Below are 12322 nucleotides of genomic sequence, written 5' to 3' on the forward strand. Positions count from 1 at the left end.
CATGGAAGCATTTTTACAGGGGCTCTTGCTCACTTTGGGGCTAATTGCCACCATCGGCGCCCAAAACGCCATGTTGATTAAGCAAGGGCTGCTGCGCCAGCACGTCTTTACCGTGGCCAGCCTCTTTTTTCTCTGTGATATTGTCCTGATGAGCCTGGGCGTCTATGGCCTGGGTCTCTTCTTGGCCAAATCGCCTGTGGCCAGCCTTATCTTGGCTGTGCTGGGCAGCCTCTTTTTGCTTGTCTATGGCTACCGCTCGGCCGTCAGTGCCTACAAGGGCGGCGCCTCGCTCAACACTGATGGAAGTTCGCCCAAGCAGGCCTTGGGCAAGGTCATTTCACTGGCTCTAGCCCTGACCCTGCTCAACCCCCACGTTTATTTGGACACGGTGGTCATTATCGGCGGGATTGCCGTGACCTTGAGCGAGGCCGACAAGCTCCACTTCCTCTTAGGCTGCCTGCTTTCATCTGGTCTTTGGTTTTACGGTGTGGGCTTTGGCTCCCGCCTCTTGGTGCCCTGCTTCCGCAAACCCCTTATGTGGCGTTTGCTGGACGGCTTCACCGCCCTGATTATGTGGCTGATTGCCTACTCCATGCTGGCCTACGCCTTTGATTTAATGAAGCAATTCTAAGATGGCCTTTGAAAAAATCTGCATTCTAGGCCTGGGCTATATCGGCCTGCCCACAGCCATGGCCTTTGCCTCACAAGGCTACCAAGTGCTGGGCGTGGACACCAAGCCCCAACGCCTAGCCGCCCTGGCTCAAGGCCAACTGCATTTTGTGGAAAAGGCACTTGAGCAAGCGGTGCAAAAGGTGCTGAAATCTGCAAAGTTAGACTTAAGTGAACAAGCCCAGCCTGCGGATGCCTTTGTAATTGCCGTACCAACGCCCTTGACGGCTGAACGCCAGCCCGATCTTAGCCACATTCAGTCGGCCGCCCAGATGATTGCCCCCCATTTAGCGGCAGGCAATTTGGTGGTGCTGGAATCCACCTCCCCTGTCGGCACCACCGAAAAACTGGCCGACTGGCTTCAGGCCCTGCGGCCTGATTTGCGTTTTCCCCATAGGCATACTGACCCTAACATTCACCTGGCCTACTGCCCCGAACGGGTCTTGCCCAATAATGTCATGGTGGAACTCTTTGAGAACGACCGCATTATCGGCGGCCTCTCGCCTGCCTGCACCCAGCAAGCGGTTGCACTTTACCAAATTTTTGCAAGAGGCCAATGCCTGTCCACCCAGGCCCGCACGGCCGAAATGTGCAAGCTGGCCGAAAACAGCTTCCGAGATGTCAATCTGGCCTTTGCCAACGAGCTATCCATGCTCTGCGACAAGTTGGACGTGGATGTGTGGGAGCTGACAGCGCTTGCCAACCGCCACCCTAGGGTCAATATCCTCCAGCCAGGTGCCGGCGTGGGTGGCCACTGCATTGCGGTCGATCCTTGGTTCTTGGCAGCCAGTCATCCTGAACTGACGCCCCTTATCCGCACCGCACGCCAGGTCAATGATAGCAAGCCCCAATGGGTTATCGACAAGGTCAAAGCCGCCCTGGCCGACTGTGCCGCCACCCAAAACTGCCGCTTGTCAGACCTCACCCTAGCCTGCTTTGGCCTAACCTTTAAGGCCGATATTGACGATCTAAGAGAAAGCCCCGCCCTGGCCATCGCCCAACGCCTCAGCCACTGGCACCCAGGCAAAACCCTGGTGGTTGAACCCCATATCACCCAACTGCCTCAAGGGCTAAAGGCAAAACTAAGCCCTGCGGAAAAAGCCCTGAAAGAAGCGGATGTGGTGGTGCTTTTGGTAGAACATCAGGCCTTTTTAGGCCTCAAGCCAGATCAGCAATGGGTGGTGGATGTGAAGGGGGTTTGGTCTCATCTTGAAACCTAGGGGCTATTGATAATTAACTTAAAGATAATTACCCCCCTCCGCCTTCGGCACCTCCCCCGCAAGCGGGTGGAGGGAAGTTTTTCATCAATATTTTGCATAACTTTCGCTCCCTCCGCTTTCGGGGGAGCTGCCCAAAGGGCTGAGGGGGGAAGATCAACAGACCTTAGGCTTGCCTATCCTCCAAATTTTGCTATTATCCCCCTTTCATCATCCCCAACCCTTTTTCATCATGAAGCCCATATTCCTCGAACTGCGTCACCTCAAAACCCTGATTGCCCTTAAAGAGAGCGGCAGTGTGTCGCTGGCGGCCAAGCGGGTGCATTTGACCCAGTCGGCCCTGTCCCACCAAATTAAGCTCCTGGAAGATCAGTATGAACTGACCCTCTTTGAACGCAAGACCCAGCCCCTGCACTTTACGGCAGCGGGCGAGCGGCTTATCAAGCTGGCCTATGATATTTTGCCCAAGGTGGTGGAGGCCGAGCTGGACTTGGCTCGGGTTAAGTATGGCGAGGTGGGCGAGCTGCGGATTGCGGTGGAGTGCCACACCTGTTTTGACTGGCTCATGCCAGCCATGGACACCTTCCGCCAGAACTGGCCCTTGGTAGAGTTGGACATCGTTTCAGGCTTCCACACCGACACGGTCGGCCTGCTCCTGACCCATCGGGCTGACTGGGCCGTGGTGTCTGAAATGGAGGAGGTGGCCGGCATCCGCTACCAGCCCCTGTTTTCCTATGAGATGGTCGGCATCTGCTCCAAGGATCACCCGCTGGCTGGAAAGGAAGTCTGGCAGGCCGAGGACTTCCGTGACCAAACCCTGATTACCTACCCCGTGCCAGATGATATGTTAGACCTCTTGCGTAAGGTCTTGCACCCTGCGGGCATCAACCCCACCCGCCGCACCAGCGAGCTAACCATCGCCATTATCCAGCTTGTGGCCAGCAAACGGGGCGTGGCGGCCCTGCCTTATTGGGCGGTCAAGCCCTATTTGGAGCGGGGCTATGTGGTGGCCCGCAAGATTACCAGCCAGGGCCTCTACAGCAACCTCTACGGCGCCATGCGGGAGGCGGACGCCCACACGGCCTACTTGGAAGACTTCCACAGCACGGTCAAATCGCAAAGTTTCGCCACCCTGCCTGATCTCTTGGTGCTTTAAATGGAGATGGTTTATCAGCCCCTCATTTGGGAAAGTGACTTCTTCCAACGGCCGCTTGTGGAGGCCCGCTTTGGCTTACAAGAGGTGGGAAATCCCCCAAAATTTGCAATGGCTCAAATCAAAATCCCTGCCGCCGACCAAGCCAAGATCCAGCTGGCTCAAGCCCAGGGCTTTAATTTTGTGATGGGCCAGGTTTGCTTTGAGCTGACACTTGCAAAAAAACCGCCCCTTTCGACCGCTTGCAAGGCAGAGGAGGCCGATTTACCTGCCCTGCTTGAGGGCTTCTCCACCGCCTTTGCCGGCAGCCGTTTCTGCCCGCCCTATTTTTCAGGGGCAGAAAACCAGCGTTTTTATGCCAAATGGCTGGAAAATGCAGTCAAGGGCCAATTTGATGATGAATGCTGGCTCATCAAGCAAGGCCGCCAAATTCAGGGCCTGATCAGCTGGAAGAGGGAAGAAGATCACTGCCGCATTGGCCTCTTGGCGGTTGCCCCTGCCTTTCAAGGCCAGGGCTTGGGCCAGGCCTTGTTGGAACTGGCCGCCCAGCAAACAGGCCTGCCGCTTCACATCACCACCCAGCAACACAACCTGCCCGCCATCAGGCTTTATGAAAAACTGGGCGGGCGGCTGATTTCAAGCCATTATTGGTTTTATAAGGTTGAAAAATATGATCCCCTTTAACCAACCGCCCCTGGTCGGCACTGAACTTGAACACCTGCAAGCCGCCATGGCTTCAGGCCAGCTGGCTGGCAACGGTGCCTACACCCAGCGCTGTGAAGCCTGGTTGGAAGCTCATTTGGGCGTTAAAAAAGCCCTGCTGACCCCCTCCTGCACGGCAGCCCTAGAAATGGCCGCCCTCCTGCTGCATATTCAGCCAGGCGATGAGGTGATTATGCCCAGCTACACCTTTGTGTCCACGGCCAATGCCTTTGCCCTGCGGGGGGCTAAAATTGTTTTTGTCGATATTAAGCCCAACAGCCTCAACCTTGATGAAAATCTGGTTGAAGCAGCCATCACCCCCCGCACCAAGGCCATTGTGGTGGTGCATTATGCAGGAGTATCTTGTGAAATGGCAGCTATCATGGCTCTAGCCCAACGTTATGGTTTAAGCGTGGTTGAAGATGCCGCCCAGGCCCTTGGGGCAACCTATCAGGGCAGGCCACTTGGTTCCATCGGCCATATAGGCTGTTTGAGCTTTCACGAAACCAAGAACATCAGCGCAGGCGGCGAGGGTGGGGCGCTTTTACTTAATGTCGAGAACTTCATCGAACCTGCTGAGATCATCCGTGAAAAAGGCACCAACCGCAGCCAATTCTTCCGCAAACAGGTGGACAAATATCGCTGGCAGGCCCTCGGTTCCAGCTATCTCATGTCCGAACTGCAAGCCGCCTACCTCTATGCCCAGCTACAAGCCCTGGATCAGATCCAGACCAGACGGCAGGCCATCTATTTGCAATATTTGGCCGCTTTTCAACCGCTTGCAGACCAAGGATTAGTTGAGTTGCCCCAAGATATGGCCAATGCCCATATTTTCTACCTCAAACTGGCCGACCTAGCTCAACGCACGGCCTTAATCGAACATCTCAAAGCCCAAGGCATCTTGGCCGTTTTCCACTATATCCCGCTCCACACCAGCCCCGCAGGCCAGGCCTTGGGCCGCTTTCACGGGCAGGACAACGTCACCACACGAGAAAGCGAAAGATTGGTACGCTTACCGCTTTTTTATAATATGGCCGATGAGCAGGTGGCCAGGGTAATAGAGGCCGTGGGCGATTTTTTTAGGGTATAATGGGCTGACTTTACTTTATATTGATTGCTATGCAAAACTTTATCCAAACCGCCAACCAATTTGGCCAGGCCAGACGGCCTTTTTTCTTTTTAATTGATTTTGAGCAGCAAAAACCGCTGATTTTGCCCCTTGAGGAAGCCCATGCAAGCGGGTTGTTTTTCGACTTTTTTTGCAAATCTAATATTAAAAACCCAGCGATTAATAAGCCCTTTGAATTTTCAGCCCAGCCTATTTCTTTTGAAACCTATCAAAAGGGTTTTGAATTGGTTAAACATCAAATTCAGTTGGGCAATTCTTATTTATTAAATTTAACCTACCCAACTCAAATTAATACTAACTATAACTTGGAAGAGCTTTTTTTTGCAGCTCAAGCCAAATATAAACTCTATTTAAAAGATAAGTTTGTGTGTTTTTCGCCTGAGTGTTTTGTGCGTATTCAGGAAAATAAAATCTATTCCTACCCTATGAAGGGCACCATTAACGCCAATCTGGAAAATGCCCAGGACAGGCTTTTAAATTCCGACAAGGAATGTCGGGAACATAATACCATTGTGGATTTAATTCGAAATGATTTGGCTTTGGTGGCAGAAAAGATTGAAGTTACCCAATACCGCTATGTGGAAGAAGTCAAAACCCATCGGGGGGCGATTTTGCAAACCAGCTCGGAAATTTGCGGGCAACTCAAGCAAGATTGGCAGGCGGAAGTCGGTTCTATGCTGGCCAAGCTCCTGCCTGCGGGGTCTATCAGCGGGGCGCCCAAGGTCAAGACGGTGGAGATTATCCAAGCGGCCGAAGGGCTGGAGCGAGGCTATTACACGGGCGTGTTTGGCTATTTTGATGGCGACAGCCTGGAAAGTGCCGTGGCCATTCGCTACATTGAGCAAAGCGCAGACGGGCTAATTTTTAGAAGCGGCGGCGGGATTACCCACCAAAGCGAGCTGGAAACAGAATATCAAGAAATTTTGGAGAAGGTTTATGTGCCGATTTCCTCTTTTTGAAACCCTGGCCATTATGGATGGGCAGGTGCAAAACCTGGCCTATCATCAGGCTCGATTAAATCAAGCCCTCAAGGATTATTTTAAAACGGAAAATCACTTAGACCTAGGCCAGATAATTCATGTACCAGCGGAATTTAAACAGGGCAAGGTTCGATGCCGTGTGGATTATAATGATCAAGAATATGAGATCAATTTTTACCCTTATTCCCCCCGCAAACTTGAGCGCTTTAAATGCGTTTATACTCAAGATTTGGATTATGCCTTTAAATATAGCGACAGGCGTGCTTTAGAACAATTAAAAGAGCCAGATTGTGATGAGGTCATTATTATTAACAAGGGCTTTGTTAGCGACTGCACCATCGGCAATTTGCTCTTTTTAAAGGCAGGCGTTTGGTATAGCCCCGCCACTTATTTGCTCAAGGGCACGCAATTAAGCCGCCTCTTGGCAGAAAAACAGGTGGTACTGACCCCTATTCGGGAAGAAGATTTAGCCCAATATGAAAAAATCATGATGGTCAATGCCCTTAATCCCTTCGACCTTTCTCGGGCGGTTGCGTTGGAATTATAGTGGAAATTTGCTAAAATCCCCTCCCTTACGATGTTAGAGGAAACCTATGAGCCAGATCTCACCCGAAGCCCAAAGCGTGCGCCAAGCCTTGCTAGAAAAGGGCATTGAAACCCCAACTCTTGTGCCTAAAAAAGACAAGGATGCCCGCCGTGCCGAAATCCAGCAGCATTTTCAAGCCGTGCTGGAGCTTTTAGGCCTGGATCTGCGTGACGACAGCCTGGAGGAAACCCCCACCGCCTGGCCAAGATGTATGTGGATGAGATCTTCAGCGGCCTAGACTATGCCACCTTCCCTAAAATCACCAAAATTCAAAACCGCATGAAGGTCAGCGAAATGGTCTTGGTGGACGATATTACCCTCACCAGCACCTGCGAACACCATTTCGTGACCATTGATGGCAAGGTGGCCGTGGCCTACTATCCTAAGGACTGGGTTATTGGCCTGTCTAAAATCAACCGTGTGGTTCAGTTTTTTGCCCAACGCCCACAGGTTCAGGAACGCTTCACCGAGCAAATCCTGACTGCCTTCCAAACCATTTTAGAAACCCAAGATGTGGCCGTTTATGTCAAAGCCACCCACTTCTGCGTTAAATGCCGTGGAGTCAAGGACACCAACAGCCAAACCATCACCTCCGCTTTCGGCGGCGTCTTCCTGGAAGACAGGGACACCCGCAAGGAGTTTTTGGGCTTGATCAACCGCTAACAAGCGGGTTAAAAAGCCGAATTTCTTGCAAAAAAAGTGGGCCAAGCCCACTTTTTTATTATATAGCCAAACACAGCCTGATTATATGAAAACCGCCCGATTTTACGGGCGGATTGTTATGGCACTTTTTCTTATAAGACCATCGCCGCTACCCAACCAAAAGCAAGAAGCGGGATATTGTAGTGTAAGAAGGTTGGTACAACTGAATCCCAAATGTGGTCGTGTTTGCCGTCGGCATTAAGGCCGGAGGTTGGGCCCAGTGTTGAGTCAGAAGCCGGTGAGCCTGCATCGCCTAGGGCCGCGGCCACGCCGATAATGGAGACGGTGGCAAGCGGTGAGAAACCGAAGGAAATACACAAAGGCACATAGATGGAGGCAATCACTGGCACGGTGGAGAAGGAAGAGCCAATGCCCATGGTGATAAAGAGGCCGACTAAAAGCATAAGGAAGGCTGCTAAGCCCTTGTTACCCTCGCCGATAGCGCCGCTGAAACTTTGCACCAACTCCGGCACGCCACCCGTGGCCTTAACTACGGTTGCATAGCCTGAAGCCGCAATCATGACAAAGCCAATCATAGCCATGAGGCGCAGGCCGTCTTGGAAGATGTCGTTACTTTGTTTGAGCTTGAAGATGCCGCCTAGAGCAAAGATGGTCAAGCCCACAATCCCGCCCAGTACAGTTGAATTAAAGCCTAATTGCACAAAACAGGTGGCCAGAATAGCTGCCACGCTCACACCAATGTGGAAGGGTTTAACACTGGCCACACGGGCTTCAATGTCGTCTGCGGTTGGCTCTGGGCTGTTTTCAGCATAGTTGCGGGGTTTGCGGTAGGTCACGAAGAAGGCGAATAAAAGGCCTAAGATCATGCCCGCAACAGGAATCAGCATGGCTTGGGAGACTTGGGCGGTGCTGGTGGCAATCCCGAAGGCCTGGCCGGCTTCGTTGATGTTTTTCACCAAGATGCTCTCAATAAAGATTTGTCCGAAACCCGCTGGGATAATCATATAGGTGGCGGTTAAACCAAAGGTTAGGGCGCAGGCCACGGCACGGCGGTCGATCTTAAGCTGGTTCATGACACTTAAGAGCGGTGGCACAACGATTGGGATAAAGGCAATGTGGACAGGAATGACGTTTTGGGAGGACATGGCAAAGGCGACAAGGACGAATAAGACGAAATACTTAAACCAGAAAACCGAGCGGCCTGATGGGCGTTTGCCAAAACTTTGGATGACCTTGTAGGCCAAGAGATCGGTCACGCCTGAACGGGAAAGGGCCACGGCAAAAGCACCTAATACGGCATAGTTCATGGCTGTTTCTGCTCCGCCGCCTAGGCCGCCTGTGAAGGTGCTGACGGTTTTACTTAAGGCCTCGCTTAAGCCCATATTATCCACACCGTAGAAGCCCAAGAGGCCGCAGGTGAGGGCAGAAATAATCAGTGCCAAGACCACGTTTATGCGTAATAAACTTAAGACCAATAGCACGATAATTGAAATCACAACTTCGTTGCTTAACATAGATTTCTCCTAAATAGAACACGAAAAATAAACATAAAAAAAACCTCTTAGAAGAGCGCTTCCAAGAGGCAAATATATGAGGTTTTTATGTATTAACAGCCACCTATACCGCTTGGAAGATCTTCCAAGCACTACCAATCGCCCGAAAGATTATTTGGGGTGATGATGGCGGTGATGGTGTAGGTTTGCTGTAAATGACATAAAGGTTCTTATAAATAAAATATGAACGTGGCTAAAGGTAAAGATTTTCGGATTTTTTTGCAATAGATTTTTTACAAAAAATTTTCAAACGCTGTTTTATTGAGCAATCTCTGTCAGTTTTTATGGTGCCGACAAGCGGGTGCATTTGGCCAAAAATCTGCAAACAGGATTTTTTATGGATGAATTGATATTTTTTGATGATAAAACCCAATAAAAAAGCACAATAATGGCCTGGTTGTTTTTCATTATACTCATTAAGGAGAAATTATGTTTAAAGATTGGAAGGCCCATACAGCAGAAGTCAAACAAGCCTTTGGCCAGCTAGGCAAAAACCACCCTAAAATGCTACAGGCCTATATGTCGCTTGACCAAGCCGCGGCAGCCGAAGCCCTTGATAAGAAAACCCGTGAGCTGATTGCCCTGGCCGTGGCCATTACCACCCGCTGCGAAAGCTGCATTAGCGTACACGCTGCTGAAGCAGCCAAGGCGGGCGCAAGCGAGAGCGAAATTGCAGGGGCGCTGGCCACGGCCATCAGCCTCAATGCGGGGGCGGCCTACACCTACGCCCTGCGGGCTTTAGAAGCGGTTGAGGTGCAAAAATGATGAAAAAATGCTTGGCTCTTATCGCCCTAGGCCTTGGCACGGCCTTTTCCCTGCCAAGCCTAGCCCAGACAGAAAGCAAGGTTCAGCAAGTCCAGCCCCAAGAACAGGGGATTTGGATTGATGTGCGCAGTCCAGAGGAATTTAGCCAGGGCCATTTAAGTGGCGCGATCAATATTCCCCACAACCAGATTGCAGAGAAGATTTCCCAGCTCACAGACGACAAATCTGCCCCCATTCACCTCTACTGCCGCAGCGGCAGACGGGCTGAAGAGGCGCTCGGTCAGTTGAAGGCCATGGGCTATACCAATCTGACCAATCACGGTGGTTATCAAGATTTGCTTGAAAAGGGCTATAAATAAAAAATACCCGAGATAAAAAATGCCCGCTTGTGCGGGCATTTTTGTCTTGTTTAGCCTAGGCTCACAAATTACATAGTAACTTGTTTAGAACCTTGTACTTGTACTTCTACACGACGGTCTGGGGCTAAGCAAGCGATAAGGGCTTTACGGCCTTTAACGGCATCACAAGTGTTGCCAGTTACTGGGTTTGCTTTACCGTAACCTACTGCAGTTAAGTTAGCTGGGTTCACACCTTTAGAAACTAAGTAGTTAGCTACTGTTTCTGCACGACGTTGTGAAAGGGCTAGGTTTGGTGCATCTTTACCGATACGGTCTGTATAACCGTTAACTTGTACAGCTGGATCAGCTAGGCCTAAACCTTGGATTTCGTTATAAGCACCGTCTAAAGCGTTAGCTGCTTCAGGTTTTAAGTTAGATTTGCCGAAAGCAAATAATACGTCAGAGCTGAAAGCGAAGTTTTTGGTTACAACTTCAGGGGCAACTACTGGCGCAGCACCTTGGCCGAAGCGGTAAACTAGACCAGCAGATACAGAGTGAATATCTGGGCTGTATTCAGTACCACGATATTCACCATCTGCTTTACGGATAGCTTTATCTAAATTACCCACACGGTTAACGTATTGGTATTCAACACGGGCAGCTAAAGAATCAGTTAAAGCGTACTCAAGACCACCACCTAAAGTTAAAGATGGTTTTAATACGTGTGCTTTAGCACGACCACCTTCAACGTTTTCATCACGCTCCCAGTAATCATTACGGATTAAGGCAACACCTACTTTAGCGTAAGCATCTAAGCCTGGAGCAACTTCATAGCTTGGTTTTAAGCTAAAGTGGGCACCGTGAGCAACATGTTTAGCTGCACGCTCTTCTTTACCTTCTTCGTTAGTTTCGTTACCACGAACACGACCAAAGTAGTCGTAGCCTAATTCAGCAGCTAAGCCAAAGTTGTTTTGGTTAAGGATTTGGTAACCACCAAATACACCGTAAGTTACAGAGTTACGGTTGATACCGTATGCACCTTCTTTTTTAGCATCAAATTGAGTTAAACCATCGTGGAATGATGCCCAACCCGCTTTCGCACCCACATAGAAAGTGTTTTGTTGTGGTGCTGCGAAGGCAGATGCTGCTAAACCTGAAATTGCTAATGCAACTAATGTTTTTTTCATTTGTTGAAGTTCCTTTTTTAGAAAAAACCAACTCTTTAATTCGGGATGAATTAAAGGACGAACTCTTGAAACCTCAAGAGGATTTATTCACCTGCCATTCTAAAAGCCCCTAGATAAAAAGTAAACCTTAAAATCCAATTATTGGACAAAAAAAAGCCTACTTTTACAGTAGGCTTAATTTAATTTACAATTCTTGTTACTTTTTATTACATAGTAACTTGTTTAGAACCTTGTACTTGAACTTCTACACGACGGTCTGGGGCTAAGCAAGCGATAAGGGCTTTACGGCCTTTAACGGCATCACAAGTGTTGCCAGTTACTGGGTTTGCTTTACCGTAACCTACTGCAGTTAAGTTAGCTGGGTTCACACCTTTAGAAACTAAGTAGTTAGCTACTGTTTCTGCACGACGTTGTGAAAGGGCTAGGTTTGGCGCATCTTTACCGATACGGTCAGTATAACCATTTACTTGCACAGCTGGATCAGCTAGGCCTAAACCTTGGATTTCGTTGTAAGCACCGTCTAAAGCGTTAGCCGCTTCTGGACGAAGGTTAGATTTACCGAAGGCAAATAGTACGTCAGAGCTGAAAGCGAAGTTTTTGGTTACAACTTCAGGAGCCGCTACTGGTGCAGCACCTTGACCGAAGCGGTAGGTAATACCTGCTTGTACAGATTGTAGATCTGGACGGTAGTCAGTTGCACCAATCTTAGATAAGGTTGGCTCGCCTGCTTTACCTACGTTGTTTAACCATTGCCATTCAACGTGTGCAGCAAGAGCTGGAGTGATTGCGTACTCAACACCCGCGCCGAATAGGGCTGAAGTTTGGAAGCGTTTTGTATAGCTTTTCTCGTAGGTATCGATATCTACAGTTTTATATTTGTTGTTTACTAATGCAACACCGGCACGAGCAAAAACATCTAAGTCAGCAAGGACTGGGTAGCTTGCTTTTAAGCTAACGTGAGCACCGTGAGCGCGGTGGGCGAAAGTTTGTTTTTCTTTCACGCTGGCTGGTTGGTGACCACGTACACGACCGAAGAAGTCGTAACCCACTTCAGTTGCTAAACCAAAGTGTTGAGTGTTAAGGATTTGGTAACCCACGAATGCACCGTAAGTTACGGTGTTTTTGTTAATACCGTAAGTATCTGTGCCATTGTATTTTGAGTCTAATTGTTTAAGACCATCGTGAAATGATCCCCAACCCGCTTTTGCACCCACGTAGAAAGTATTTGCTTGTGGAGCAGCAAATGCTGAAGCTGCTAAACCAGATACTGCTAATGCAACTAATGTTTTTTTCATTATGATGATCCTCATTTTTATCATCTAAAAAGATTAAATTCCAACCCCAAGTGAGGGCCAGACCTTAAAAATAGGTTATCTGCTA

General features: G+C 49.6%; 12 protein-coding genes and 1 pseudogene. 10 read left to right on the top strand and 3 right to left on the bottom strand.

Translation table 11 applies throughout. The features are described 5' to 3' along the window. Position 1: 1 nt before the first annotated feature. The 8 genes and pseudogenes from A4G20_00610 to A4G20_00645 all read left to right on the top strand — a co-directional run bounded on the left by A4G20_00610 (position 2) and on the right by A4G20_00645 (position 7099). On the top strand, positions 2-631 hold the full coding sequence (locus A4G20_00610; GenBank protein QIW14977.1) for an amino acid transporter: 630 nt from the start codon (positions 2-4) through the stop codon (positions 629-631). A 1-nt stretch (position 632) separates the two neighbouring features. Further along, positions 633-1889, top strand: a complete 1257-nt coding sequence (locus A4G20_00615) for a UDP-N-acetyl-D-mannosaminuronic acid dehydrogenase (GenBank protein ID QIW14978.1) — start codon at positions 633-635, stop codon at positions 1887-1889. Between the two features lie 229 nt (positions 1890-2118). After that, on the top strand, positions 2119-3042 hold the full coding sequence (locus tag A4G20_00620) for a LysR family transcriptional regulator (protein ID QIW16811.1): 924 nt from the start codon (positions 2119-2121) through the stop codon (positions 3040-3042). A 108-nt stretch (positions 3043-3150) separates the two neighbouring features. Next, positions 3151-3723, top strand: a complete 573-nt coding sequence (locus A4G20_00625) for a hypothetical protein (GenBank protein ID QIW16812.1) — start codon at positions 3151-3153, stop codon at positions 3721-3723. Continuing rightward, positions 3710-4831, top strand: a complete 1122-nt coding sequence (locus A4G20_00630) for a dTDP-4-amino-4,6-dideoxygalactose transaminase (protein ID QIW14979.1) — start codon at positions 3710-3712, stop codon at positions 4829-4831. Before A4G20_00625 ends, A4G20_00630 begins: the two co-directional genes overlap by 14 nt. A gap of 29 nt (positions 4832-4860) precedes the next feature. Continuing rightward, complete coding sequence (locus tag A4G20_00635; GenBank protein ID QIW14980.1) at positions 4861-5829, top strand: aminodeoxychorismate synthase component I; 969 nt, start codon at positions 4861-4863, stop codon at positions 5827-5829. Continuing rightward, positions 5807-6397 carry a branched-chain amino acid aminotransferase gene (locus A4G20_00640; protein ID QIW14981.1) on the top strand — a complete coding sequence of 197 codons (591 nt, stop codon included), beginning with the start codon at positions 5807-5809 and terminating at the stop codon, positions 6395-6397. Before A4G20_00635 ends, A4G20_00640 begins: the two co-directional genes overlap by 23 nt. 46 nt (positions 6398-6443) lie before the next feature. After that, a pseudogene (locus A4G20_00645) lies at positions 6444-7099 on the top strand (GTP cyclohydrolase I FolE). Positions 7100-7230: 131 nt separating this feature from the next. On the opposite strand, the gene A4G20_00650 reads toward A4G20_00645, so the two are convergent. After that, entirely contained in the window at positions 7231-8613 is a 1383-nt protein-coding gene (locus tag A4G20_00650; protein QIW14982.1) for a sodium:proton antiporter, read from the bottom strand. A 468-nt stretch (positions 8614-9081) separates the two neighbouring features. On the opposite strand from A4G20_00650, the gene A4G20_00655 reads away from it, so the two are divergent. Both A4G20_00655 and A4G20_00660 read left to right on the top strand, forming a co-directional pair. Next, positions 9082-9417 (top strand): hypothetical protein, encoded by a 336-nt coding sequence (locus A4G20_00655; GenBank protein ID QIW14983.1) that lies wholly within the window; start codon positions 9082-9084, stop codon positions 9415-9417. Further along, positions 9417-9776, top strand: a complete 360-nt coding sequence (locus A4G20_00660) for a rhodanese-like domain-containing protein (GenBank protein QIW16813.1) — start codon at positions 9417-9419, stop codon at positions 9774-9776. The genes A4G20_00655 and A4G20_00660 overlap by 1 nt, the downstream gene beginning before the upstream one ends. Positions 9777-9844: 68 nt before the next feature. On the opposite strand, the gene A4G20_00665 is transcribed toward A4G20_00660, so the two are convergent. Continuing rightward, entirely contained in the window at positions 9845-10942 is a 1098-nt protein-coding gene (locus A4G20_00665; protein QIW14984.1) for a hypothetical protein, read from the bottom strand. Between the two features lie 206 nt (positions 10943-11148). Beyond that, complete coding sequence (locus A4G20_00670; GenBank protein QIW14985.1) at positions 11149-12237, bottom strand: hypothetical protein; 1089 nt, start codon at positions 12235-12237, stop codon at positions 11149-11151. Positions 12238-12322: the final 85 nt, after the last annotated feature.

The sequence above is a fragment of the Pasteurellaceae bacterium RH1A genome (assembly GCA_012221805.1).
Classification (GTDB): domain Bacteria; phylum Pseudomonadota; class Gammaproteobacteria; order Enterobacterales; family Pasteurellaceae; genus RH1A.